This is a genomic window from Pseudomonas sp. ACN5, from assembly GCF_002303975.1.
Lineage (GTDB): Bacteria > Pseudomonadota > Gammaproteobacteria > Pseudomonadales > Pseudomonadaceae > Aquipseudomonas > Aquipseudomonas laurylsulfatiphila.
The window spans coordinates 482,400-508,034 of record NZ_MRCP01000004.1 but is presented as its reverse complement, the minus strand read 5'-3'; the positions used below and the strand labels follow the sequence as shown (position 1 = coordinate 508,034).

Below are 25,635 nucleotides of genomic sequence, written 5' to 3'. Positions count from 1 at the left end.
GACGGAGTGTCAGTCGAAATCATCGTTGACTGACACTCCGTCTTCGCGAGCAAGCCCGCTCCCACAGTGGTTTGTGGTGTTCAGAAACCCGAGATCAGCCCCTCCGATCCAGCAGATTCACCACCACCCGATCCACCCATCCCCACACCCGCTGCTTGACCCGCCGCCACAGCGGCCGACGCCTCCATTCTTCCAGGCTGACTTGCTGGCTCAGGGCGAAGTCATGCTCGAAGCTCGCCGCTACCGCTCGGGTCAGTCCGGGGTCCAGTGCTTCCAGGTTGGCTTCCAGGTTGAAGCGCAGGTTCCAGTGATCGAAGTTGCACGAACCGATGCTCACCCAGTCGTCGATCAGGACCATTTTCAGGTGCAGGAAACACGGCTGGTATTCGTAGATCTCCACCCCGGCCTTGAGCAGTCGCGGGTAGTAGCGATGGCCGGCGTAGCGCACGGAGGGGTGATCGGTACGCGGGCCGGTCAGCAGCAGGCGCACATCCACGCCGCGGGCAGCCGCCCGGCGCAGGGAACGGCGCACTTTCCAGGTCGGCAGAAAGTACGGCGTGGCCAGCCAGATCCGTCGGTGACCACTGTTCAGGGCGCGCACCAGCGATTGCAGAATGTCCCGGTGTTGACGGGCATCGGCATAGGCCACCCGGCCCATACCCTCGCCACTGGCCGGTACACGGGGTAAGCGCGGCAAGCCGAAATGCGAGGCCGGTCGCCAGGCGCGACGATGGCGGTTGGCGATCCACTGGCGGTCGAACAGCAGCTGCCAATCGAGCACCAGCGGGCCGGTGATTTCCACCATCACTTCGTGCCATTCGCTGACGTCTTCGCCCGGCGTCCAGAACTCATCGGTGACGCCCGTGCCGCCGACCACGGCCAGACTCTGGTCCACCAGCAACAATTTACGGTGGTCGCGGTAGAAGTTGCCGACCCAGCGCCGCCAGCTCAGACGATTGTAGAAACGCAGCTCCACCCCGGCAGCCATCAGCCGCTGGCGCAAGGCCAGGGTGAAGGCGAGGCTGCCGTAATCATCGAACAGGCAGCGCACCCGCACACCGCGCTCGGCGGCCTGCACCAATGCCTGGACCATGGCTTCGGCACAGGCACCCGCCTCCACCAGATACAGCTCCAGCTCCACCTGTTCTTCAGCCCGGGCAATCGCCACCAGCATGCGCGGGAAAAACTGCGGGCCATCGATCAGCAGTTCGAAGTGGTTGCCTTCGCGCCAGGGAAAAATCGCTCCGGCCATGTCAACGCGCCGTGAAAATCAGCACCGCACCCACCGGCACCGAAAGACTGATGGCCGAGAGGCCGGCCATTTTGCGCAACGTTTCCAGACCCGGTGCCAGATCGAAATCCTCGGCGTTGATCACCAGTGGTTCGAGCGTCACCACCTGGAAGCGCCGGTCATCGAGACGGGTGGCCAGCAGTTCGGCCTGGTATTGGTGTTGTTTGCCGTGCAGGTCGACCATCAGCGGCAGGCGCAATTCCAGCTGCGCACCGGGAGCGAGGTCGTTGATCGGGCGCAGATCGATTTTCGTGGTGATCAAGGCATCGGGGAACCGCTCGACCTGGAACAGCTCCTTGCGCATGCGCTCATCGCGCAACGGGACGCCGCTGTTGATCGACTCCAGTTCGACTTCCACCTGCGCCAGCCCCTGGGGATCGACCTTGCCGTGCAGCACCAGAAAGCGCTGCACTTCGGAAACATTGGCGTTTTTGGTGCTGACAAACGACAGGCGTGAAGACTCGCCATCGAGGTACCAGTCGGCGCGGGCCGACAATGCAGCACCCGTCAGCAGCAGAAAAACGAGGGATCGGAGGGCGGAGCGCTTGAACATAGAGACTCGTAAGGCAGAGAAACCTGTGCTGAACCTTAACCGGCCTGCCACAGGTTGCAAGAAATGTGTTGCCTTGAGTCTCTAAACCGCCACAAGTTCCAAATCAGGCCATCGCCTGCTGCACATCGCCAATGGTCGTGGCCAGGCTGTTGAGGTGCAGGTTGAGTACTCGCTCCACCGGCGCCTGATCCATCGGCCAGTGCAGCGCCATGCTGCCGACCAGGCGGCCATCGGTGCGGATCGGCAGGGCCACCGCGCGAATCAGGAACGGCAGGCGCACCGGATATTCCCAGTAACCCTCGGTGCGCTGGCCGAAGCCTTGATGCAATGCCTGCTCAGTGGTGCTGAACAGGGACTCGTCCGTCATTCGCTCACGGCTGGCCAGACGCTCCACCTCGTGGCTGTCCAGCTCGCCAAGGCAGGCCCGCCCCATGGCCGAATGGAACAGGCTGGCGTGCTGGCCGACGATCTGGCAGTTGTTCGGGTATCGCTTGCGCAGCACCGTGGGGATCGCGCTTTCCATGACTTCGATCCGCTCGCCGTCAAAGCACGACAGGTCCGCCACCAACCCGGTGCGCTCACTCAACGCCAGCAACAGCGGCGCGGCGTTTTCCACCAGACGCCGCTTGAAGCGCTGCTGGCTGTCACCAAACAGGCGCTTGGCGCACAAGCGATAACGCCGGTCGCTCAGGCCGCGATAGATCCAGCCCTGCTCCTGCAAGGTCAGCAACATGCGCGACACCGTGGCCTTGGGCAGGCTCGTCAGGTAATGCAACTCCTCCAGCCCCAAAGCCTGATGCTCACCCAGCAACTCGACAATCGCCAGGGCGCGCTCGACGGAACGCACGCTACCGGTTTCTGCCTTGCTCTCCATAGGTTCGATCTCCCTAAGCGCAGATGGATGATCACTTTGCGCAGCAAGATGCGGGCCTGTCCGCTGGGCTCATGCATTTTGCAGACAACCGGGCGGGCAGCGCTTGACCCATTGAGTCAACTGCTCATGGGCATACGCCAGTTGTAAAACCGCAAGGTCAGCCTGGGCCCGCCCCATGATTTGCAGGCCCATCGGCAGTCCGGCGGGGTTGAATCCCACCGGCACACTCATGCTCGGCAACCCGGCCAGGGTCGGCCCGATCACCACTTCCATCCAGCGGTGGTAGGTGTCCATGGCGTGCCCGCCAACAACGCGCGGCCAAGGGGTTTGTGCATCAAAAGGAAACACTTGGGCGGTGGGCAACAACAGGAAGTCGTAACGATCGAACAATTCGTTCAGCGCTCGATACCACTCGCTGCGACTGACCGAGGCCTGATAGACATCCGCCGCCGTCAGACGCAACCCGCCCTCGACTTCCCATCGGGCTTCGGGTTTGAGGTGTTCGCGCTTTTGCGCATCGGCATACAACCCGCCGAGGCTGCCTTGCACCAGCCAGTGGCGATGCACCAGCCAGGTTTGCCACAGGCGCTCCATTGAGAAATCCGGCTGGCAGGCCTCGACCTTGCAACCCAGTGCGGCGAAGTCCTGCAACGCCGATTCACACAGGCTCATGACGCCGGGCTCCATCGGCAGGTAGCCGTTGTAGTCCCCCAGCCAGCCGAGCCGCACATCCCTGAAATCCTGCTGCAACGACTGGTGAAATATCCCCGGATCTTCAGTCAGCGACAACGGCACGCGCGGATCGTACCCGGCCTGGGTGCCGAGCAAACGGGCAACATCGGTGACCGTGCGGCCCATCGGTCCTTCGGTGGCCAGTTGCTGGACGAACATCTCAGGTCCGGGCCCGAACGGCACACGCCCCTGGGACGGACGCAATCCATAGACGTTGTTGAACGCCGCCGGATTGCGCAGCGACCCCATCATGTCGCTGCCGTCGGCCACCGGCAGCATGCGCAACGCCAGCGCCACCGCCGCCCCGCCACTGCTGCCACCGGCAATCAAGGTCGGATCGTAGGCGTTGGTGGTGGTGCCGAACACGCTGTTGTAGGTTTGCGAGCCGAGGCCGAATTCCGGGACGTTGCTCTTGCCGATGATGATCGCCCCGCAGTCGCGCACCCGCGCCACGCTGGTGACGTCGTGTTGCGGAACCTGCTCGGCGAACAGCGGTGAGCCCATCGTGGTGCGCAAACCGGCAGTGGCCGCCAGGTCTTTGACCGCCTGCGGCATGCCGTGCATCCAGCCTCGGGACTGGCCCCGGTCGAGTTGGCGATCACACTCGTCGGCCTCTGCCAGCAATGCCTCGGCCGGGCGCAGGGACACCAGCGCATTGACCTGTGGATTGAAGCGTTCGATCTGCGCCAGATACGCCTGCATCACCTCGCGACAGGACACCTGCCGCCCATGAATGGCCTGGGACAGCGCATCGGCGTCCATTTCAACAATCGGATTGCTGCTCAAGGTTTCACCCCAAGATTGAGTTCAACGGATCTTTTTGCCCGTGGTGTTTCTTGCATGCAGTAGGTGCCGAGCAACGTCAACAAGCAGGCGAACAACACGTAGAACGATGGCGCCACCGGAGTCGCCAGGACCTTGCTCAGCCAAGTGACGATCAGCGGCGCGAACCCGCCGAAGACCATGACCGTGACGTTGTAAGCCACCGACACACCGGTGGAACGCACTTCGATGGGGAACTGCTCGGCCAGCGCGGTCGGAGCCGGGCCGAAGAAACCGCCGATCGCACTGCACAGCAACAGTTGCATCACCAGCAAACGCTCCACCGATGGCGCGGCCGCCACCCACACGTACAAGGGATAAACCATCAGGAAAAACGCCAGGGTGAAGGCCATCAACACCGGGCGCCGGCCGAGTCGGTCCGACAGTGCGCCAGACAACGGAATGATCACGGTCATCAGCGCCACCGCGAGCATTTGCACCAGCAACACCTGATCCAGCGGCAGGCCGAGATTCTTGTGGGCAAAGGTTGGCATGTTCACCAGCACCACGTAGAACGACACGGTCGCGCCACAGGCCAGGCCCATGGACACCAGAATGCTGCGCCTGTGTTCGCGGAGCACTTGCATCAGGCTTGGGCTCGCGCCTTTGGCCTGTTTGCGTGCTTCGAGAAACGCCTCCGGTTCCTCCATGTGCTTGCGAATCCACAGCCCGACCGGGCCGATCAGCAAACCCAGCACAAACGGAATCCGCCAGCCCCAGCTCTCCAGTGCCTCAGGGGACAGCAGGTGGGTGAACAATGCGACCATCGCCGCCCCGGAGAACACCGCCAGGCATTGCCCGACCAATTGCCACGAGCCGTACAAGCCCTTGCGGTGCGCCGGTGCGCTTTCCACCAGGAACGCCGTGGCGCTGGCGTATTCGCCGCCCGTGGCGAAGCCTTGCAGCATCCGCGCAACCACGATCAACAGTGGCGCACCCATGCCGATAGCGGCGTAGTTCGGTGCAAACGCAATCAGTGCGATGGAGACAGTCATCAGGCGAATGATCATCTGCATCGCCGCCTTGCGCCCTTTGCGGTCCGAATACATCCCCAGCAGGATGCCGCCCACCGGACGCATGAAGAAGCCGACGCCGAAAGTCGCCAGAGCCATCAGCAAGGAGGCGTATTCGTCGTCAGAGGGGAAAAACTGCCGGGCGATGATGCTGGCCAGAAAGCCGTAAACGATGAAGTCATACCATTCCAGCGCGTTGCCGATAACCGCGGCGACCACCTGCCGGGTGCGCGAAACGCCGGTGCTCGAAGTCTGCATGGGGGAACTCTCCAAAAACCTGTTGGGTAACGGCGGGCACGGCAGCGCGCACCCGGTCCGGCGGCAGTAGAAAGTGAGGAAATCAGGCTGGCTTGAGCCAGCTCTCGGTCAGTGCGCCCCAGTACGCGGCACCGGTCAGCAGGATGTCGTCGTTGAAGTCATACGCGGGGTTGTGGACCATCGGCCGCGACACGCCATTGCCGATGAACAGGTAGGCGCCGGGGCAACGTTGCAGCATCCAGGCGAAGTCTTCGCTGCCCATGAGTTTGGGGGTATTGCCATCGACCGCATCGGCACCGACCAGATCAACGCCGACTTGCCTGGCGAATTCGGTTTCGGCTGCATGGTTGACCAGCACCGGGTAGGCCGGACGATGTTCGATGCGCGAACTGCAACCGAAACTCCGGGCCTGGGCTTCGATGATTGCGCGCACGCGTTCGAGGGTCTGCTCGCGCACTTGGGCATTCAGTGCCCGCAAGCTCAGGCGCAGGATTGCCTGTTGTGGAATGACGTTGGCCGCCTCCCCCGCCTGCAACGCGCCCACCGTGACCACCGCCGCCTGTTGCGCATCGATGTTGCGCGCAACCACGGTCTGCAGGGCCATGACCACGCTGGCCGCCGCCACCAGCGGATCGACCGCCAGATGCGGCATCGAACCGTGGCCGCCGACACCTTCGATGGTCACGTTAAGCAAATCCTGCGAGGCCATCATCGGCCCCTCACGAAAACCCAAATGACCGGCGGGTAGCCCCGGCATGTTGTGCATGCCGAACAGTGCATCGCAGGGGAAACGTTCGAGCAGGCCATCGGCAAGCATCGCTTCGGCACCGCCCTGGCCCTCTTCGGCAGGCTGGAAAATCAACGTCAGGGTGCCGTCGAACTGGCGTGTCGCCGCCAGGTAGCGCGCCGCGCCCAGCAACATCGTGGTGTGGCCGTCATGCCCACAGGCGTGCATGCAACCCTGATGCTGGCTGCTGTAGGTTACGCCGGTGTTCTCGATGATCGGCAGCGCATCCATGTCCGCCCGCAAACCGAGTCTGCGCGGGCTACTGCCATTACGCAGCACGCCGACTACACCGGTCTTGCCGATGCCGGTGTGCACCTCATAGCCCCAATCCGCCAGGGATTTGGCCACCAGCGCCGAGGTGCGGTTTTCCTCGAAGCCGAGTTCCGGGTGGGCGTGAATGTCCTGGCGGGTGGCGTGCAGATCGCTGGCCACGTCGTTGAGCCAGGCAAGGATGTGCTGATATCGGATCATGACGATTGTCCTCGGGCCGGGTGTAGTCCCGTTCTTGTTGTTCGCAGTGATTTCGCGACACGTCAAAGGCAGGTCGCGCTCACCGCCAGATAACCGCGAGTCGCGCGCCAGGACAATCGAATGTGGTTCCACAGAGTGGAACCTGAAGGGATATCAGGGCTGCAAGCGGCAGCCCTGGCGCTCGCTGACCCACACCGCGCCGTTGCTGCGGCCCATGCCGCTGACCGTGACACGCTTGCCGGCCGGGTCATCGGTAAAGCCGCTGGCGGGCAGCCACTGTTTCACATAACCGTGGCAGTACTCGGTGTCATTGTTCATCACGTAGCGGCACGAACAGTATTCCTTGGCGGTGTAGGCGCTGATGATGCCGGGGAACGCCCACAGCGCCTCACGCTCGTGCCAGATCCAGCCGAGCAAGGCAATCAGTGCAATCAGCAATAGCGAACTGACCGGTCGACGACGGATGAACCCGGTCATGGCTGCACCTTCCCGGCAAAGGCCTTGAGCGCGAGCCTGAGCAATTCGTTATGCCGGTAACTGCCGTCGCGGTCATCGCCGTAGCGGACGATCACCAGCTGTTCACTGGGGATCACATACATCGCCTGTCCCCAATGCCCCAGCGCCGCGAAGGTATCGGCGGGGGCATCGGGCCAGGGTTGTGGCGCGCCCTCAACCGCTCGATTGAGCCACCACTGGCCGCCGGGGACGACATCGTCTTGCCGGGCGTGATAGTGAGCGAATGGCTCGCGGTTGAATGCCACCCAGTCCTTGGGCAGCAGTTGCCTGTCTCCCCAGCGCCCCTCGCGGGCCATCAACAGACCGACCCGGGCCAGATCCCGTGCCGTCAGGTAGGCATAGGACGACGCGACAAACGTGCCGGTGGCATCGGTTTCCCAAACGGCGTGGCGAATGCCCAGCGGTTCGAACACTGCAGTCCATGGATAGTCGGGATAGCGGTCGGGGCCGACAATGGTTTTCAGCGCGGCGGACAACAGGTTGCTGTCACCGCTGGAGTAACGAAAGGCCTGACCCGGCGCGGCGTACGCAGCATGCGCCGCAGTGAACCCGGCCATGTCGTGGCGCCCGCGGGTGTAGAGCATGGCCACCACCGAAGATTTCAGCGGTGCGTATTCGTAGTCTTCCTGCCAGTCCAGGCCCGAGGCCCAGTGCAGCAGGTCGGCCATGGTCATGTCGGGGTATATTTGCAGGGGCGGATAAAACTTCGCCACAGGGTCGTCGAGCTTGAACAAGCCTTCGCCGTAGGCCACACCGAGGACGGCGGCCATCAGGCTCTTGCTGATCGACCAGGTCAGGTGCGGAGTCTCGGCCGTCGTCGGGCCGGCGTAGCGTTCGTAGATCAACTGGCCGTCGCGGATCACCAACAAGGCATCGGTGCGGATGCCCTGGCGAGTGCTGTCATCGCGGGACGGAAAGGCGTAGGCCTCCAAAGCTTGAAGCGCCGGGCCGGTCGGCGTCGGGGCGGTCGGCCATTGCTCGGCGGGCCAGTTTTCAGCCTGGGCCGTGAGGCTGAGCAACAGCAGGAAAATCAGGGACAAGCCTTTGGACATGGCGGGGGCTCGGAGATTGAACCTGCTGAGCCTAGTCGAGGTTGATGACAGTTCAGAAGTTCATGTTGTCAATCAGGCCGCCATCGCGAGCAAGCTTGCTCCCACAGGGATCTCACTCACACCAAAGATCCATTGTGGGAGCGGGCTTGCTCGCGAAGGGGCCAGTCAATTCAACGAAGATTCCGCCAATGCCTTGGCCAACCTCTTCCCCCGCGCCCCTCCCGCCAACTCCATCACCGCCTGATCCCGCTGCCACATAGCCGCCCACTCTTGAGGCCCTTCAGCCAACGCCTCATTCACCTCAGCCTTGAGCCCTTCGAACTGCGCAAACAATCCGCCAAGCAACACATGCCCGGCCGGATGGGTCGGTGGCTGGCGACTGGTTTCCGCACATCCGGCCAACACCGCCAGCAAACGTAGTTGCAAGCCTTGCGGCCAATCGCATTCCTGACCGACCCCATACAGCCACGCCGTCATGGCGCTCAGTACATAGATGTCTTCCAGCGTGCGAAACGGTTTGACGTATGCATCCCAGCCGTCCCCGGCGAGCAATTCGCACAAGGCATTATCCAGAAACAACCGGCCGTGGCTGATATCTGGCATCAACGGGATCGGCGCCAGTTTTTCCACCCGCACGCCCGGTTCATCGCGATAGATCACCGCCAGGCTCAAGCGCGGGTCGGCGCCGGGCTCCTCGCAGCGTGCGGCCACCAGCAACCAGTCGGCGGCATCGCCCGCAGTGACGAAATCCTTGCGTCCGCTCAGACGCAAACCGCTCAGGCGGGTTTGCATGTCGGCCGGTCGCAGGCTGCGCTGTTCCGTGGCGCACAAGGCGCCGAGGCTCAATGGCGCGCTCGGCCAGAGCATGCGCAATGCCGCCTGATACCCCATCAGAAACGCCAGCCCCGGCGTTGCCATCAGCCGCCCGCCCAGCACGGCCAATTCAAACGGTGTGACCGTGCCCAACTGCTGCAACAAAGTCGCGAAACCTTCGGCCAGGTCCGGGTTGGCGGGCAAGCGATCACGGCGATTCAACAGGGTTTGCCAGGGCATAAGAGGCTCCTCGAGGGCTGTCATATAAGCATCACCAAAGCTTAATGGCGATGACACCGGGGCTACATAGCCTGACTTTGCACAACACGGCTAGACAAAGAAAGTCGATTCGCTGTAGCCCAAAGCCGGGTGAGCAGCCCGCACGGAGATTCGCCATGACTCAGATCGCCCGCATCAGCGACACCGCCAACGAACGCCGCCTGCAAGCCGAACGCCTGGTGGGCGCCGAGGCACTGCAGGAAGCCCAGGCCTTGCGTTTCAACGTGTTCAGCGGCGAATTCAACGCCAAGCTCAAGGGTGCTGAACGGGGTCTGGACATGGATGACTACGACGTCCACTGCGCCCACATCGGCGTGCGTGACCTGAACACCGGGCGCCTGGTGGCGACCACCCGTTTGCTCGACCACACGGCTGCCAGCAGCCTGGGCAAATTCTACAGCGAAGAAGAATTCAGCCTCCACGGTCTGGTGCACCTGCAAGGCCCGATCCTGGAAATCGGTCGCACCTGCGTCGACCCGGCCTACCGCAACGGCGGCACCATCGCCGTGCTCTGGGGCGAACTGGCCGAAGTCCTGAACCAGGGCGGCTACAGCTACCTGATGGGTTGCGCGAGCATTCCGATGCAGGATGGCGGCGTACAGGCCCACGCGATCATGCAGCGTCTGCGCGAACGCTACCTGTGCACCGAACACCTGCGCGCCGAGCCGAAAAACCCGCTGCCAAGCCTGGACATCCCGTCCAACGTGATTGCCGAGATGCCACCGCTGCTCAAGGCTTACATGCGCCTGGGCGCGAAGATCTGCGGCGAGCCTTGCTGGGACGAAGACTTCCAGGTCGCCGACGTATTCATCCTGCTCAAGCGCGATGAACTTTGCCCGCGCTACGCCAAACACTTCAAGGCGGCTGTGTAATGAGCCGGTTGCGGGTGTACGCGCGAATCGCGCGAGTGCTGATGGTGGTGACGCTGGGCCTGGGCATGGCCAGTGTGTTCGGCGTGTTCGAACGCCTGGGCCTGGCCCATTCGATGGCCCGCCGTCAGCGCTGGTCGCGCTTTTTCATGGCCCGCCTGGGCAACGCCCTGCCCTTTGACGTGACCGTCCACGGCGAGCTGCCGAAGACACCGATGCTCTGGGTCAGCAACCATGTGTCCTGGACCGACATTCCGCTGCTGGGCATGCTCACGCCGCTGTCGTTCCTGTCCAAGGCCGAAGTGCGCACCTGGCCGGTGGCCGGCTGGTTGGCGGCCAAAGCCGGCAGCCTGTTCATCCGTCGCGGCTCGGGTGACAGCCAGTTGATCCGCAAGCAGATGACCCGCCATCTGGAACAGGCCTACCCATTGCTGATGTTCCCGGAAGGCACCACCACCGATGGCCGTTCGCTGCGCACCTTCCATGGTCGCCTGCTGTCCGCCGCCATCGACTCCGAAGTGGCGCTGCAGCCGGTGGCGATCCGTTATGTGCGTGACGGCCAGCCTTGCGCGCTGGCACCGTTCATTGGCGACGATGATCTGCTCTCGCACCTGATGCGTCTGTTCGCCAATGACCGTGGCGGCGTGGAGATTCATCTGCTCAAGCCAATCGCCTGTGAAGGTCGGGAGCGCGCGGCACTGGCGTTCGAGGCGCAGCAGGCGGTGCAGAAGGCGTTGTTTGGGACTGTCGTTGAACCTCAGCGAGCACCGATGCGCCCTGCTATCGCAGCATAAACACAGATCCCATGTGGGAGCGGGCTTGCTCGCGAAGGCGTAGTGTCAGCCGATATCAATGTCGCCTGACACTACGCCTTCGCGAGCAAGTCGGAGCGCCGAACCGCCGCTCCCACAGGGGTTTTAGGGTGTTGGATAGTTCCGCGCAAAATCCTGCAACTGCGGATAGAACAACCGAAAGTCCTCGCTCAACGGTTCATACAACCGTCGCAACTCCTGCATCGCCGCCGCCAGTTCCTCCGGCCGGGTCAGGCGCCGCGAGATCCCGCGCAACACCTGCTCCAGCACTTCAAATTCCTGATACGAGCCCAACCAGTCATTGGCCACCATGTGCGGCGCAATTTTCGCCAGCCGCTCCGGCAGTTGCCGCTCGCTGGACAGCACGCGATACACGTCCGAGGTGAACAGCTCCAGCGGCCGGTCGGCATACAGCCTCCAGTCCCGGGCCAGGCAATGATCGAAAAACACGTCGAGCACGATCCCCGCATAGCGACGACGGGTCAGGGAGAAACGCGACAACGCGACATCCACCTGCGGATGGCGATCGGTGAACACGTCGATGCTGCGGTGCAACTGGATAGCCCCTTCGATGTCCGGAGCGAACTGCCCTTGCAGCCGCCCCTTGACGAAATCGCCATACAGACTGCCGAGCAATTGGCCGGGACGCTGGCCACCGAGGTGAAGATGTGCGAGATAGTTCATGGGCGCAGCTTAGCACTGCCCCCTTGTCTTGTTACACTCGACGTATCGTTATAACTCGATATACCGAAATGTGAGCGGGTCAGAGCCAAATCATATTTGTATATCGCGAAATACCGATTTAAAGTTCGCCTCATCGCGATATAGCGTTTTAAACATCACGAGCCCACATCATGACCATCAATCTCGACGAAATAATAAAAGCCCTGGCACACCCAGTACGGCGAGAAATCCTGCACTGGCTCAAGGACCCGACCGTCGAATTTCCCGACCAGTCCCACAGCAACGAGCACGGCGTTTGCGCCGGGCAGATCGATCAACGTTGCGGCCTGTCGCAGTCCACGGTGTCGGCACACCTGGCGACCCTGCAACGCGCCGGCCTGATCAGCAGCCGCAAAGTCGGCCAGTGGCATTTTTTCAAACGCAATGAGGAAACCATTCAGGAGTTCCTCAAAACCTTCAGTAAAGAGCTCTGACCCTGTGGGGGCGTTCTCAATTGATTTTCACATAACGCCGGGAAAACCAATTGAGAACGCCCCCCACGTCAGTCAGCCAAAAGGAATTAAACAATGCCCCTCTCGCTACTCATCCTGGCCTTGAGCGCTTTCGCCATCGGCACCACCGAGTTCGTCATCATGGGCCTGCTGCCCAACGTGGCGGCCGACCTCGGTGTGTCGATTCCCGGTGCCGGCTGGCTGGTGACCGGTTACGCCCTGGGCGTGGCCATCGGCGCGCCGTTCATGGCGCTGGCCACCGCCAGGCTGCCGCGCAAGGCCGCCCTGGTGGCGTTGATGGGCATCTTCATTATCGGCAACCTGCTCTGCGCAGTGGCCGGCGACTACAACGTGCTGATGTTTGCCCGTGTGGTCACCGCCCTGTGCCACGGTGCCTTCTTCGGCATCGGTTCGGTGGTGGCTGCCGGCCTGGTGCCTGCGAACAAACGTGCCTCGGCCGTGGCCCTGATGTTCACCGGCCTGACCCTGGCCAACGTCCTCGGCGTACCGCTAGGCACCGCCCTCGGTCAGGAAGCCGGCTGGCGTTCGACCTTCTGGGCCGTGACCGTGATTGGTGTGATTGCGCTGATCGGTCTGATCCGCTTCCTGCCGGCCAAGCGCGATGAAGAAAAACTCGACATGCGCGCCGAACTGGCCGCGCTCAAGGGCGCTGGCATCTGGCTGTCCCTGAGCATGACGGCACTGTTCGCCGCGTCGGTGTTCACCCTGTTCACCTACGTCGCACCGCTGCTGGGCGAAGTCACTGGGGTCTCGCCCCGTGGCGTGACCTGGACCCTGATGCTCATCGGCCTGGGCCTGACGGTGGGCAACATCATCGGCGGCAAGCTGGCCGACAAAGGCATGGCCGCGACCCTGATCGGTGTGTTCGTGACCATGGCCGTGGTGTCCACCGTGCTGACCTGGACCAGCGTCGCGCTGATCCCGACCGAAATCACCCTGTTCCTCTGGGCCACCGCGTGCTTCGCCGCCGTACCGGCGCTGCAAGTGAACGTGGTGACGTTCGGTAAAGCCGCACCGAACCTGGTGTCGACCCTGAACATCGGCGCTTTCAACATCGGCAACGCCCTGGGTGCCTGGGTCGGCGGCAGTGTGATCGCCCACGGCTTCGGCCTGACCAGCGTGCCGCTCGCGGCAGCCGTACTGGCGGTACTCGCCCTGCTGGTGACCCTGATTACTTTCCGCCAGAGCGGCAATCCCGATCTGGCTCCTGCTACCCACTAATCACCTGAAACCTCACGAGGGTTGTACTTCATGACGACTATTTTCGATCCAATCAAACTGGGCGACCTCGAGCTGGCCAACCGCATCATCATGGCACCGCTGACCCGCTGCCGCGCCGACGAAGGCCGCGTACCCAATGCGCTGATGGCCGAGTACTACGTGCAGCGTGCGTCCGCCGGGTTGATCCTCAGCGAGGCCACTTCGGTGACACCGATGGGCGTCGGCTACCCGGACACCCCGGGCATCTGGTCCATCGATCAGGTACGTGGCTGGTCCAACGTGACCAAGGCCATTCATGGCGCGGGCGGCAAGATCTTCCTGCAGTTGTGGCACGTGGGTCGTATTTCCCACGGTTTGTACCTGAACGATGAAGCCCCGGTCGCCCCGAGTGCCATCCAGCCCAAGGGCCACGTCAGCCTGGTTCGTCCGCTGGCCGACTTCCCGGTGCCGCGCGCCCTGGAAACCGCTGAAATCGCTGACATCGTCGACGCTTACCGCGTCGGTGCCGAGAACGCCAAGGCCGCCGGCTTCGACGGTGTGGAAATCCACGCCGCCAACGGATACCTGCTCGACCAATTCCTGCAAAGCAGCACCAACCAGCGCACCGACAACTATGGCGGCTCCCTGGAAAACCGTGCCCGCCTGCTGTTGGAAGTGACTGACGCCGCCATCGAAGTCTGGGGCGCCGGCCGTGTAGGTGTGCACCTGTCGCCACGCGCTGACCTGCATGACATGGGCGACGACAACCTGGCCGAAACCTTCACCTACGTTGCTAGCGAATTGGGCAAGCGTGGCATCGCCTTCATCTGCTCGCGCGAGAAAGAAGGTGCCGACAGCCTCGGCCCACAACTCAAGGAAGCCTTCGGCGGCCCCTACATTGCCAACGAGCGTTTCACCAAGGACAGCGCCAACGCGTTGCTCACCAGCGGCAAGGCCGATGCAGTCGCCTTCGGCGTACCCTTCATTGCCAACCCTGACCTGCCGGCACGCTTGAAGGCCGATGCACCGCTTAACGAAGCACGCCCGGAGCTGTTCTATGCCAAGGGCCCGGTTGGTTACATCGACTATCCAACATTGTAAGACTGCGCAAACTCAAAAAGCCCGGCGTTTCGGACGCCGGGCTTTTTTTGCTTTAAATAAGCTAAAACCCGCTTGCCAGACTTAAACCCCTGACAACTTACCTGCCATTCAAACCAGTATCACACCCACACCCACACCCACTTGCATACAAACTTACAACTAAAACCCAGACAAACTCAAAAAAACAATTTAATACTTCACAACGCCTCGTCACAACATATCGAGCGCTATGGAAAGCCCCTAAAAAACTTTAAAGGATTAACAGCATGGACAACAACGGCCCGATACATGCGCCCCAAATCATTGCACAAACAGAATATGAATCTGGAGATTTCAGCTTTTCTGCCTCAGCCAGCACATTCCCTAAAAAGTACACCGTAATGACCATCAACATCTCCAACAACACAAATGGCCCGATCCGGCTCTTGAAAGCAGGCTGGGATTTGACCGGAACGTCGCTGTCAGACTTCGAAATCGAAATGAACGATGAGCAAACTCTCGAACTTCCATACTTTCGGGACTTCTCCAGTAATGGAATTCATTACAAAAAAAGGAAGTTCCCTCCGATCCTGCAAGAGTTCTCTTACATCACCGAAGATGGATTAATTTGCACGTTAGCTATTCAGCTGACAGTTTCAGTGGGTTACGGATTCCTGCATCCAACCCTGAATCCAATCTGGACAAAAACAATAACGCGATCCGGAAACAGCAGCAGCCCATATAAAGTCACGGCCAACATCGCGAAAAAGAATGAAGAGGCGCCCTTCAGTTTTAGCGTCGACCTGATAGTCGGTTAATATCGATCAGACAAAAAATACGCCGATGAAAAAATGTATCAGACCAGCTTACTGATGTCTTTTTTCGCCACATTCCAGACCCCGACTCGCAAAGCCGGGGTTCTTTTTCACGAGCGGTGGTATCCGTTCGAAGTTCATGCCCCATGCAAGCTCGATACAAAATCCCTACAAATTATGTAGCTTGATAGCTGTCAACCTGACACGAGCCCATATATAAAAGCACCCCATTACAAAAAGGCGCATGAGGCAAAATGATCCTCGGGGGGATTTCAACGGTTGACTTGCCGGGAGCCAGTTTTTCATTTTGTTTCATTTGCGCAGGCTGGGGCTCAAGCGCAGCATGTCCAGCCCGGTATCGACCCATCGTTCCGCTTCGGTGTGCAATTCAAAACTGTCGGGGGCCAGCAACCACTGGTACAGGATGCCGTCAATATAGGCATGCAAGCTGATCGCGGCGCGAGCGGTGTCGAGGTTTTCCGGCAACTGCCCTCGATTGACGGCATTGCTCAGGGCCAGACCGATTCGCACGTTGCATTCGAGGCTGGCTGACACACGCTGTTGGCGCAGATCGCACATTTCATCGGTGAATTCGCACTTATGAAAAAGAATCTCATTGATGCGTCGGGTTTTCGGGTCCAGCGCAATTTGATGAAACAAATGAATCAGCAGCTTGCGCATGCAGCCCAGGGGATCGAGTTCGTCTTCACTCTCGCTGGCCTTGGCCATTTCTTCCAGCGGTTCATGCAAGGTGTCGAGCATGGCCTGCACCAGATCCGCCTTGTTGCTGAAATGCCAGTAAATGGCCCCACGAGTGACGCCGGCCAGGGTGGCGATATCCGCCAGGGTCGTACGCGCCACGCCTCGCTCGTAAAAGGCCTTTTCGGCCGCCACGAGAATTTGCGCGCGGGTTTCCTGAGCTTCCTCTTTGGTACGACGGACCATGGCAGTACAACCTCAATCAGGGTGCTTCAGCGATGTCTGAACATCAGCTGAATAAAAGTGGGGCGAACGTTCTGGGGGTTCGTCCCCGGCCTACAATTCCAACCTTTCAACGGCTTGTGTAACGGCTTTTGTAACGACGTTGATACGCAGCCTGGGTATTTACAAACAGCCATGTACGTAAGTATATTACTTAGCAAGCTACTTATCCACTCGGCAACCATATTTCAACCTTCCACCTTTCTAGTGCGCACGTTGCGCGCCTGACCCGAGGATTTTCATGCAATTCAAGCCAGCTGTTACCGCTCTGGTCGCCGCCGTCGCCCTGGCATCGCTACTCAGCGGATGCAAAAAGGAAGAGGCTGCGCCGGCCGCCCCACCGCCTCAGGTCGGCGTCGTGACTCTGCAACCGCAATCATTCACCCTGACCTCCGATCTGCCTGGCCGTACCAGTGCGTTCCGCATTGCCGAAGTCCGTCCTCAGGTCAACGGCATCATTCTCAAGCGCCTGTTCAAGGAAGGCAGCGACGTCAAGGCCGGCCAGCAGCTCTATCAGATCGATCCGTCGGTCTATGAAGCGACATTGAAAAGCGCCGAAGCCAACCTGCGCTCGACCAAGTCGATTTCCGACCGCTACAAGCAACTGGTCGACGAGCAGGCTGTAAGCCGTCAGGAATACGACACCGCCGTGGCCAACCGCCTGCAATCGGAAGCCGCACTGCAAACCGCACAGATCAACGTGCGCTACACCAAGGTCTATGCCCCGCTGACCGGCCGCATCGGCCGCTCCTCGGTGACCGAAGGCGCGCTGGTCAGCAATGCCCAGGTCGATGCGATGGCAGTGATTCAGCAAATCGACCCGATCTACGTCGACGTGACGCAATCCTCGGTCGAGCTGCTGCAACTGCGCCGCGAGCTGGAAAGCGGTCGCCTGCAAAAGGCCGGCGACAACGCGGCCTCGGTCAAGCTGACCCTGGAAGACGGCAGCGAGTACAAGCTGGACGGCAAGCTGGAGTTCTCCGAAATCTCGGTTGACCAGACCACCGGTTCCGTCACCCTGCGCGCCATTTTCCCGAACCCTGACCACACCCTTCTGCCTGGCATGTTCGTGCACGCCAAGTTGCTGGCCGGTGTGAACAGCGCGGCGATCCTGGCCCCGCAGCAAGGCGTGACCCGCGACCTCAAGGGTACCCCGACCGCTCTGGTTGTCGGCCCGGACAACAAGGTCGAACTGCGTCAACTCAAGGCCAACCGCACCGTCGGCAACCAGTGGCTGATCGAAGACGGCCTGAAGGCCGGCGATCGCCTGATCACCGAAGGTCTGCAATTCGTCAAACCCGGCATCGAAGTCAAGGCCAGTGAAGCGACCAACGTAGCCGTAAAGAGCCCGGCCCCCGCTCAGACAGCTGATAAAGCCTCTGGCGGAAAAGGGGAGTAAACCATGTCGAGATTTTTTATCGACCGTCCGATTTTCGCCTGGGTGATTGCCCTGGTGATCATGTTGGTCGGGGCACTATCGATCCTGCGGTTGCCGATCAACCAGTACCCGAGCATTGCGCCTCCGGCGATCGCCATTTCCGTGACCTACCCGGGTGCTTCGGCACAAACGGTACAGGACACCGTGGTTCAGGTGATCGAGCAACAGCTCAACGGTATCGACAACCTGCGTTATGTCTCGTCGGAAAGTAACTCCGACGGCACCATGACCATTACCGCGACCTTCGAGCAAGGCACCAACTCCGACACCGCGCAGGTTCAGGTGCAGAACAAGCTGAACCTGGCCACCCCGCTGCTGCCGCAGGAAGTGCAACAGCAAGGTATCCGCGTCACCAAGGCGGTGAAGAACTTCCTGCTGGTGATCGGCGTGGTGTCCCGTGACGGCAGCATGACCAAGGACGACCTGTCCAACTACATCGTGTCGAACATGCAAGACCCGATCTCGCGGACCGCCGGTGTCGGCGACTTCCAGGTGTTCGGTTCGCAGTACGCCATGCGTATCTGGCTCGACCCGGCTAAGTTGAACAACTACAACCTGACCCCGATCGACGTCAAGACCGCCATCGCGGCGCAAAACGTCCAGGTCTCGTCCGGTCAGCTCGGCGGCCTGCCTGCCCTGCCCGGCACCCAGTTGAACGCGACGATCATCGGCAAGACCCGCCTGCAGACCGCGGAGCAATTCGACAAGATCCTGCTCAAGGTCAACAAGGACGGATCCCAGGTTCGCCTCAAAGATGTTGCCGAAGTCGGCCTGGGGGGTGAGAACTACAGCATCAACGCCCAGTTCAACGGCGCCCCGGCTTCCGGCCTGGCGGTGAAACTGGCCACCGGTGCCAACGCGCTCGATACCGCCAAGGCCCTGCGCACGACCATCGACAGCCTCAAGCCGTTCTTCCCGCAAGGGATGGAAGTGGTGTTCCCGTACGACACCACGCCGGTGGTGACCGAGTCGATCAAAGGTGTGGTTCACACCCTGGTCGAAGCGATCGCGCTGGTGTTCCTGGTGATGTTCCTGTTCCTGCAAAACTTCCGCGCCACCGTGATCACCACGATGACCGTGCCGGTGGTATTGCTCGGTACATTCGGGATCCTCGCGGCCGCCGGTTTCAGCATCAACACCCTGACCATGTTCGGTATGGTGCTGGCCATCGGCTTGCTGGTGGACGACGCCATCGTCGTGGTGGAAAACGTCGAACGGGTGATGAGCGAAGAAGGCCTGTCACCGAAGGAAGCCACCAAGAAGTCCATGGGTCAGATCCAGGGCGCACTGGTCGGTATCGCCCTGGTGCTGTCGGCGGTTCTGCTGCCAATGGCGTTCTTCAGCGGTTCCACCGGTGTGATCTACAAGCAGTTCTCGATCACCATCGTTTCGGCCATGGCCCTGTCGGTACTGGTTGCGCTGATCTTCACCCCGGCGCTTTGCGCCACCATGCTCAAGCCGATTCCGAAAGGCGAGCACGGCGTACCCAAGCGCGGTTTCTTTGGCTGGTTCAACCGCAATTTCGACCGCGGCGTGCGCGGCTACGAACGTGGTGTCGGCAATATCCTGCAGCGCAAGATCCCGTACCTGCTGGCGTACCTGCTGATCGTGGTGGGCATGATCTGGCTGTTCACCCGCATTCCAACGGCGTTCCTGCCGGAAGAAGACCAGGGTGTATTGTTCGCCCAGGTGCAAACCCCGGCCGGCTCCACAGCCCAGCGTACCCAGGTGGTCGTGGATGAAATGCGTGAATTCCTGCTGCGCCCGGGCAAGGATGGCGGCGAAGGCGATGCGGTGAACTCGGTGTTTACCGTGACCGGTTTCAACTTCGCCGGCCGTGGCCAGAGTTCGGGTATGGCGTTCATCATGCTGCGTCCGTGGGACGAACGTAACGCCGACAACAACGTGTTCAAGGTGGCGGCCCGTGCCCAGCAGCACTTCTTCACCTTCCGCGATGCCATGGTGTTCGCCTTTGCACCACCGGCGGTACTGGAGTTGGGTAACGCCACCGGTTTCGACGTGTTCCTGCAGGACCGCGCCGGTATCGGCCACGAAAAACTGATGGAAGCGCGCAACCAGTTCCTTGGCATGGCCGCACAAAGCAAGATCCTGTCTCAGGTGCGTCCGAACGGCCTGAACGACGAACCGCAATACCAACTGGAAATCGATGACGAGAAGGCCAGTGCCCTGGGCATTACGATCGCCGACATCAACAACACCCTGTCGATTGCCCTGGGCAGTAGCTACGTCAACGACTTCATCGACCGTGGTCGGGTGAAGAAGGTTTACGTGCAAGGCCAGCCAGGCTCTCGAATGGGCCCTGAAGACTTGCAGAAGTGGTACGTGCGCAACGCCCAGGGAACCATGGTGCCGTTCTCGGCATTCGCCAAGGGCGAGTGGATCTACGGTTCGCCGAAACTGGCCCGCTACAACGGCGTGGAAGCGATGGAAATCCTCGGCGCCCCGGCACCGGGTTACTCCACCGGTGAAGCCATGCTCGAAGTCGAAGCCATTGCCAGGAAACTGCCGGCCGGTGTCGGTATTTCCTGGACCGGCCTGTCGTACGAGGAACGTCTGTCCGGTTCGCAAGCGCCGGCGCTGTACGCCCTGTCGCTGCTGATGGTGTTCCTGTGCCTGGCGGCGCTGTATGAAAGCTGGTCGATTCCGATCGCGGTGATGTTGGTGGTGCCGCTGGGGATCATCGGTGCACTGATGGCCACCAGCCTGCGCGGTTTGTCCAACGACGTGTACTTCCAGGTAGGCCTGTTGACGACTATCGGTCTGGCGGCGAAAAACGCCATTCTGATTGTCGAATTTGCCAAGGAACTGCACGAACAGGGGCGTAGCCTGCGCGACGCGGCAATCGAAGCCTGCCGCATGCGTCTGCGACCGATCATCATGACCTCCCTCGCCTTCGTTCTGGGCGTGGTACCACTGGCGATATCCACGGGCGCAGGTTCGGGTAGCCAGCATGCGATCGGTACCGGCGTGATCGGCGGTATGATCACGGCCACTGTGCTGGCGATCTTCTGGGTCCCGCTGTTCTTCGTCACCGTGTCGTCCATTGGCCAGCGTAAGATTGCCGACCAGGATGACGCTACTGAAACTCCTAAAGAGGCTGGCTAATGAGCAAGTCGCTACTCTCCCTGGCAGTCGCCGCCTTCGTGCTCGGTGGCTGCTCGCTGATACCTGATTATCAGCAGCCCGAAGCACCGGTGGCGGGGCAATACCCGCAGGGCCCGGCGTATTCGCCGGCCCAGGCACCGGCGCAAGCCGCTGCCGAGCAGGGCTGGAAGCAGTTTTTCCACGACCCGGCGCTGCAACAGCTGATCCAGGTCGCCCTGGAAAACAACCGTGACCTGCGTGTCGCGGCCCTGAACATCGACGCCTTTGCGGCTCAGTACCGCATCTCCCGTGCCGATCTGTTCCCGGCCGTTTCGGCCAACGGCACCGGCAGCCGTCAGCGCCTTCCGGCTAACGCGTCGCAGACCGGCGAAGCCGGCATCACCAGTTCCTACTCGGCAACGGTTGGCGTCAACGCCTACGAACTCGACCTGTTCGGTCGGGTTCGCAGCCTGAACGAGGAAGCGTTGCAGAAGTACTTCGCCACCGAAGAAGGCCGGCGCAGCACGCAGCTCAGCCTGGTGGCCAGCGTCGCCAACGCCTACCTGACCTGGCAGGCCGACAAGGAACTGCTGAAAGTCACCCAGGACACCCTCGCCGCGTTCGAAGAGAGCTACAAGCTCACCGCGCGCAGCAACGAAGTGGGAGTCGCCTCGGCCCTGGACCTGGCGCAGTCGCGGACCTCGGTGGAAAACGCCCGTGCGCAACTGGCCCGTTACACCCGCCAGGTCGCCCAGGATGAAAACAGCCTGGTACTGCTGTTGGGTACCGGCGTCCCGGCCAACCTGCCAGCGGCCAAACCGTTGAACGACGATCTGTTGGCCGAAGTACCGGCCGGCCTGCCGTCGGACTTGCTGCAACGTCGTCCGGACATCCTCCAGGCCGAGCACAACCTCAAGGCGGCCAACGCCAACATCGGCGCGGCACGGGCAGCGTTCTTCCCGAGCATCAGCCTGACCGCCAACGCCGGGACCCTGAGCCCGGACCTGTCCGGCCTGTTCAAGGGCGGTTCGGGTACCTGGCTGTTCCAGCCACAGATCAACCTGCCGATCTTCAACGCCGGCAGCCTGCGCGCCAGCCTGGATTACTCGAAGATCCAGAAAGACATTGGTGTGGCGAACTACGAGAAGTCCATTCAAACGGCCTTCCAGGAAGTCGCCGACGGCCTGGCCGCACGCGGGACCTATACCGACCAGGTACAGGCACAGCGTAATCTGGTCAGCGCCAACCAGGACTACTACCGCCTGGCCGAGCGTCGTTATCGCATCGGTGTCGACAGCAACCTGACGTTCCTCGATGCACAGCGTCAGCTGTTCAACTCCGAACAGAATCTGATCACCGATCGCCTGGCGCAGCTGATCAGTCAGGTCAACCTGTACAAGGCACTGGGTGGTGGCTGGAACGAGCAGACGGCGAAGAACGAGCCGTTGAAAGAAGAAGCGCCGAAGATGAAGATGTTCTGATCGGCATGCGTTCACAAGGATGATTGACTGATCCTTGAGGCTCACGAAAATCCGGAATCCCATAAAGGATTCCGGATTTTTTATGCCTGTCCCAAAGGCATCGCGTACAGACCTGACGTCAAACTCGAGCCAGCGCCTGGTCGCGGCCGACCAGAGCGAGATCTTCGCGTTCGGCGGTGTCGATTATCGCCAGGCCGATACGGTCTTTGATCGAACCGCCGGGGTTCTGCGATTCGAACTTGAGGAACAGCGTGCAAAAGCCGGTAATGCCGCCGTACGTACGATAAGCACCAGACGGTGACGAACGAGCCGATGTAAAAGCCTCGTCATAGCGTGTAAGAGGTTCTGTTTCACAAGTAAGAAAAAACCCATGTCCGTGCTCCATGACATGGGTTTTCGAACAGAGCTTTAGCACAACCACATCACGCACTTGTCACACCTAGCCACGCCCTTCCAAATGTTTTTTCTTCGGAACCCTCAATCGAAAAATCGGACTTGAGAAAACCACCTTCCGCGGCTTATCCTCGCTGCTATCTATATAATCAAAACTAAAATACCCCTCAACAACATCCAACTCACCTTGCTCTTCAATGGACAAAACAGTAAGCGAACCACGCAATTCCGACTGAGGATAGCCTGTACTGCCGTGCCTAAAAAACTCTACATGCACCTCATTTTCGCCCCATCCTATTTGATGACGGCCAACCTTTAATTCATCCCCCCAAAAAGCCAATTCCGTATATGGACCGCCCTTCTTGGCGAGCAAAGTAAAATAATGAGGTTCACTTTGCCAATAAAAATATAGCTCTTCGCGCTCACTATCCCCGCGAAACTCAATACCGATAACATCCCCATCGTCAATTTTAAGAGTTCCGTTTATCACCCCTCGCACAGCGGGGATATTCAGCACGGCAATTTTTCCGCCTTCAACATCTACCCGCCCATTATTTTCTTTAACAACTATCTTTTTCTTTGACTTCTTCTTTAAGGCGTCCATAAGCAACCCTTATCTCAAGCGATCATTAACAACCAAACAACACTTTAAACCTATGCCACAACCTTCCCCTATACAACTATCAGAACTACTAGGCTGACATACGCCAAAGTCAGAACATTCCGTTTAATCCCTTGCACGCCCTTATTAGCCAAATCGAAAGCACACCTGCGCGAATGCTCATTCTTTCGTTCGATAATCGCCCAAAACCTGCTTTCGCTGATTGAACCATCCAGTACATTCCCCGCACCATTCGTCGCACAAGACCAATAACAACAGGTTCGACACCATGCCCCCGCGCCCTGCCCTCCCCGGCTGATTCGCTTCGCTTTTCATGATTTCGACTGTTCGTCAGCAACCCCCGGGTTGCGGCATCACCGCGTTTCATCCCCAAGAATTAGAGAGACCCGAGCCCATGACGCCTACTCCCGCGCCGTACTTCGTTCCCAGCCTGATTGCCATTGCCCTGGCCTGCGCGGCCCTGCCCGCCAGCGCCGAGGAATCGGGTTTTGTCGAGGGCGCCAAGGTCAACCTGAACCTGCGTAACTTCTACATCAATCGCAACTTCACCAACCCGACCAAGGCCCAGGGCAAAGCTGAGGAGTGGACGCAGAGTTTCATCCTCGATGCCAAATCCGGGTTCACCCAGGGCACTGTCGGCTTCGGCATGGATGTGCTGGGTTTGTATTCGGTGAAGCTCGACGGCGGCAAAGGCACCGGCGGTACGCAACTGCTGCCGCTGGACCATGACGGCCGCCCGGCGGACAACTTCGGCCGCACCAACGTGGCGTTCAAAGCGAAGCTGTCCCAGACAGAAGTGAAGGTTGGCGAATGGATGCCGGTGCTGCCGATCCTGCGTTCGGACGATGGTCGTTCGCTGCCGCAAACCTTCCGTGGCGGTCAGATCACGTCGAAGGAAATCGATGGCCTGACGCTCTATGGTGGCCAGTTCCGTCAGAACAGCCCGCGCGACGACAGCAGCATGAGCGACATGTCGATGACCGGCAAAGCTGCGTTCACCTCCGACCGCTTTAACTTCCAGGGCGGTGAGTACGTGTTCAATGACAAGCGCACCCAGATTGGTCTGTGGAACGCCGAGCTCAAGGACATCTACAGCCAGCAATTCGTCAACCTGATCCACAGCCAACCGCTTGGCGACTGGACCCTGGGCGCCAACCTGGGTTTCTTCTACGGCAAGGATGACGGCAGCGCCCGGGCCGGCGAGCTGGACAACAAAACCCTGTACGGTTTGTTCTCGGCCAAATACGGCGGCAACACCTTCTACGTCGGCCTGCAGAAACTCACCGGCGACAGCCCCTGGATGCGGGTCAACGGTACCAGCGGCGGCACCCTGGCCAACGACAGCTACAACTCCAGCTACGACAATGCCCGGGAGAAATCCTGGCAAGTACGCCACGACTACAACTTCGCCGCCCTTGGCGTACCGGGCCTGACCCTGATGAACCGCTATATCAGCGGCGACAATGTGCACACCGGCAACATCACCGACGGCAAGGAATGGGGACGTGAATCGGAACTGGGCTACACCGTGCAGAGCGGCGTGCTGAAAGACTTGAATCTGAAATGGCGCAACTCGACCATGCGCCGGGATTACAGCAATAACGAGTTCGATGAGAACCGGTTGATCATCAGCTATCCGATCAGTTTGCTCTAGACCTAACGATCGCCTTCGCGAGCAAGCCCGCTCCCACAGTTGACCGAGTCGCAATGGCAAACACGGTCTAATGTGGGAGCGGGCTTGCTCGCGAAGACATCAGTTCAGTTAATGCAAGTCGCCGGGATCACTCCCGCGACTCAACCCCCAACTCATCCCACACCGACTCGGCCAGGTGGAAGGTCGCATTGGCTGCCGGAATGCCGCAGTAGATGGCGCTCTGCATGATCACTTCCTTGATCTCGCCACGGCTCACGCCGTTGTTGGCGGCAGCGCGCAGGTGCAGTTTGAGTTCGCCCTCGCGGTTCATGCCGATCAGCATGGCGATGGTGATCAGGCTGCGGGTATGGCGCGGCAGGCCCGGGCGGGTCCAGATGTCGCCCCAGGCGTGGCGGGTGATCATCTCCTGAAACTCCGAGTTGAACTCGGTCAGGGTCGTCAGGCTGCGGTCGACATGCGCGTCTCCAAGGACCGCGCGACGGACCTTCATGCCCTCGTCATAACGTTGTTTTTCGTCCACGAGAATCC

23 protein-coding genes and 1 pseudogene are annotated in these 25,635 nt (G+C 60.5%); 10 read left to right on the top strand and 14 right to left on the bottom strand.

Annotation, left to right across the window (positions count from 1 at the left end):
- Positions 1-94: 94 nt before the first annotated feature.
- The 9 genes from BSF40_RS10975 to BSF40_RS10935 all read right to left on the bottom strand — a co-directional run bounded on the left by BSF40_RS10975 (position 95) and on the right by BSF40_RS10935 (position 9,422).
- The gene (locus tag BSF40_RS10975; RefSeq protein WP_095965125.1) at positions 95-1,252 is read right to left on the bottom strand and encodes a phosphatidylserine/phosphatidylglycerophosphate/cardiolipin synthase family protein; all 1,158 of its coding nucleotides are present in this window, start codon (positions 1,250-1,252) and stop codon (positions 95-97) included.
- A 1-nt stretch (position 1,253) separates the two neighbouring features.
- Positions 1,254-1,844 carry a YceI family protein gene (locus tag BSF40_RS10970; protein ID WP_095965124.1) on the bottom strand — a complete coding sequence of 197 codons (591 nt, stop codon included), beginning with the start codon at positions 1,842-1,844 and terminating at the stop codon, positions 1,254-1,256.
- Between the two features lie 103 nt (positions 1,845-1,947).
- Positions 1,948-2,718, bottom strand: a complete 771-nt coding sequence (locus BSF40_RS10965) for an IclR family transcriptional regulator (protein ID WP_008000154.1) — start codon at positions 2,716-2,718, stop codon at positions 1,948-1,950.
- Between the two features lie 69 nt (positions 2,719-2,787).
- Complete coding sequence (locus BSF40_RS10960) at positions 2,788-4,236, bottom strand: amidase (protein ID WP_256589457.1); 1,449 nt, start codon at positions 4,234-4,236, stop codon at positions 2,788-2,790.
- Positions 4,233-5,543, bottom strand: coding sequence for a citrate-proton symporter (locus BSF40_RS10955; protein ID WP_095965122.1), 1,311 nt, complete (start codon positions 5,541-5,543; stop codon positions 4,233-4,235). The genes BSF40_RS10960 and BSF40_RS10955 overlap by 4 nt, the downstream gene beginning before the upstream one ends.
- A gap of 82 nt (positions 5,544-5,625) precedes the next feature.
- The gene (locus BSF40_RS10950; RefSeq protein WP_095965121.1) at positions 5,626-6,801 is read right to left on the bottom strand and encodes a M20 aminoacylase family protein; all 1,176 of its coding nucleotides are present in this window, start codon (positions 6,799-6,801) and stop codon (positions 5,626-5,628) included.
- Between the two features lie 153 nt (positions 6,802-6,954).
- On the bottom strand, positions 6,955-7,278 hold the full coding sequence (locus BSF40_RS10945) for an amidase (protein ID WP_095965120.1): 324 nt from the start codon (positions 7,276-7,278) through the stop codon (positions 6,955-6,957).
- On the bottom strand, positions 7,275-8,369 hold the full coding sequence (locus BSF40_RS10940) for a serine hydrolase (protein WP_095965119.1): 1,095 nt from the start codon (positions 8,367-8,369) through the stop codon (positions 7,275-7,277). Before BSF40_RS10940 ends, BSF40_RS10945 begins: the two co-directional genes overlap by 4 nt.
- A gap of 165 nt (positions 8,370-8,534) precedes the next feature.
- A complete protein-coding gene (locus tag BSF40_RS10935) occupies positions 8,535-9,422 on the bottom strand; it encodes an acyl-CoA dehydrogenase family protein (protein WP_095965118.1) in 888 nt (295 codons plus the stop codon).
- 155 nt (positions 9,423-9,577) lie between these two features.
- On the opposite strand from BSF40_RS10935, the gene olsB reads away from it, so the two are divergent.
- Together olsB and BSF40_RS10925 are read left to right on the top strand one after the other, a co-directional pair.
- Positions 9,578-10,333, top strand: coding sequence for an L-ornithine N(alpha)-acyltransferase (gene olsB, locus BSF40_RS10930; protein ID WP_015093862.1), 756 nt, complete (start codon positions 9,578-9,580; stop codon positions 10,331-10,333).
- Positions 10,333-11,124, top strand: coding sequence for a lysophospholipid acyltransferase family protein (locus BSF40_RS10925; protein ID WP_095965117.1), 792 nt, complete (start codon positions 10,333-10,335; stop codon positions 11,122-11,124). The genes olsB and BSF40_RS10925 overlap by 1 nt, the downstream gene beginning before the upstream one ends.
- Before the next feature lie 123 nt (positions 11,125-11,247).
- Here BSF40_RS10925 and BSF40_RS10920 read toward each other — a convergent pair whose 3' ends face one another.
- Positions 11,248-11,826, bottom strand: coding sequence for an ACP phosphodiesterase (locus BSF40_RS10920; RefSeq protein ID WP_095965116.1), 579 nt, complete (start codon positions 11,824-11,826; stop codon positions 11,248-11,250).
- A 170-nt stretch (positions 11,827-11,996) separates the two neighbouring features.
- On the opposite strand from BSF40_RS10920, the gene BSF40_RS10915 reads away from it, so the two are divergent.
- The 4 genes from BSF40_RS10915 (at position 11,997) to BSF40_RS10900 (ending at position 15,436) form a co-directional block, all read left to right on the top strand.
- The gene (locus tag BSF40_RS10915) at positions 11,997-12,299 is read left to right on the top strand and encodes a helix-turn-helix transcriptional regulator (RefSeq protein WP_007983055.1); all 303 of its coding nucleotides are present in this window, start codon (positions 11,997-11,999) and stop codon (positions 12,297-12,299) included.
- 93 nt (positions 12,300-12,392) lie between these two features.
- Positions 12,393-13,559 (top strand): MFS transporter, encoded by a 1,167-nt coding sequence (locus BSF40_RS10910; protein WP_007976713.1) that lies wholly within the window; start codon positions 12,393-12,395, stop codon positions 13,557-13,559.
- 30 nt (positions 13,560-13,589) lie between these two features.
- Positions 13,590-14,639, top strand: a complete 1,050-nt coding sequence (locus BSF40_RS10905; protein ID WP_095965115.1) for an alkene reductase — start codon at positions 13,590-13,592, stop codon at positions 14,637-14,639.
- A 266-nt stretch (positions 14,640-14,905) separates the two neighbouring features.
- A complete protein-coding gene (locus BSF40_RS10900) occupies positions 14,906-15,436 on the top strand; it encodes a hypothetical protein (RefSeq protein WP_095965114.1) in 531 nt (176 codons plus the stop codon).
- 309 nt (positions 15,437-15,745) lie between these two features.
- On the opposite strand, the gene emhR is transcribed toward BSF40_RS10900, so the two are convergent.
- Complete coding sequence (gene emhR, locus BSF40_RS10895) at positions 15,746-16,378, bottom strand: efflux system transcriptional repressor EmhR (protein ID WP_015093857.1); 633 nt, start codon at positions 16,376-16,378, stop codon at positions 15,746-15,748.
- Between the two features lie 277 nt (positions 16,379-16,655).
- Here emhR and BSF40_RS10890 point away from each other — a divergent pair, with 277 nt between their 5' ends.
- Genes BSF40_RS10890 through emhC form a run of 3 tightly spaced genes read left to right on the top strand, consistent with a single transcriptional unit; the run spans position 16,656 to position 22,438 of the window.
- Positions 16,656-17,813: an efflux RND transporter periplasmic adaptor subunit gene (locus BSF40_RS10890; RefSeq protein ID WP_007976706.1), complete on the top strand. Its 1,158-nt coding sequence runs from the start codon at positions 16,656-16,658 to the stop codon at positions 17,811-17,813.
- Between the two features lie 3 nt (positions 17,814-17,816).
- Positions 17,817-20,978, top strand: coding sequence for an efflux RND transporter permease subunit EmhB (gene emhB / locus BSF40_RS10885; RefSeq protein ID WP_095965113.1), 3,162 nt, complete (start codon positions 17,817-17,819; stop codon positions 20,976-20,978).
- Positions 20,978-22,438, top strand: coding sequence for an efflux RND transporter outer membrane subunit EmhC (gene emhC / locus BSF40_RS10880; protein ID WP_015093854.1), 1,461 nt, complete (start codon positions 20,978-20,980; stop codon positions 22,436-22,438). Before emhB ends, emhC begins: the two co-directional genes overlap by 1 nt.
- Before the next feature lie 163 nt (positions 22,439-22,601).
- Here emhC and BSF40_RS33015 read toward each other — a convergent pair.
- Both BSF40_RS33015 and BSF40_RS10870 read right to left on the bottom strand, forming a co-directional pair.
- Positions 22,602-22,703: pseudogene (locus BSF40_RS33015) on the bottom strand (hypothetical protein); the annotation flags it as partial.
- A 174-nt stretch (positions 22,704-22,877) separates the two neighbouring features.
- The gene (locus BSF40_RS10870) at positions 22,878-23,435 is read right to left on the bottom strand and encodes a hypothetical protein (RefSeq protein ID WP_095965111.1); all 558 of its coding nucleotides are present in this window, start codon (positions 23,433-23,435) and stop codon (positions 22,878-22,880) included.
- 412 nt (positions 23,436-23,847) lie between these two features.
- Here BSF40_RS10870 and BSF40_RS10865 point away from each other — a divergent pair, with 412 nt between their 5' ends.
- Positions 23,848-25,107 (top strand): OprD family porin, encoded by a 1,260-nt coding sequence (locus tag BSF40_RS10865; protein ID WP_095965110.1) that lies wholly within the window; start codon positions 23,848-23,850, stop codon positions 25,105-25,107.
- A gap of 127 nt (positions 25,108-25,234) precedes the next feature.
- Here BSF40_RS10865 and pcaC read toward each other — a convergent pair whose 3' ends face one another.
- Positions 25,235-25,627, bottom strand: a complete 393-nt coding sequence (gene pcaC, locus BSF40_RS10860) for a 4-carboxymuconolactone decarboxylase (protein ID WP_007976697.1) — start codon at positions 25,625-25,627, stop codon at positions 25,235-25,237.
- Positions 25,628-25,635 lie beyond the last annotated feature (8 nt).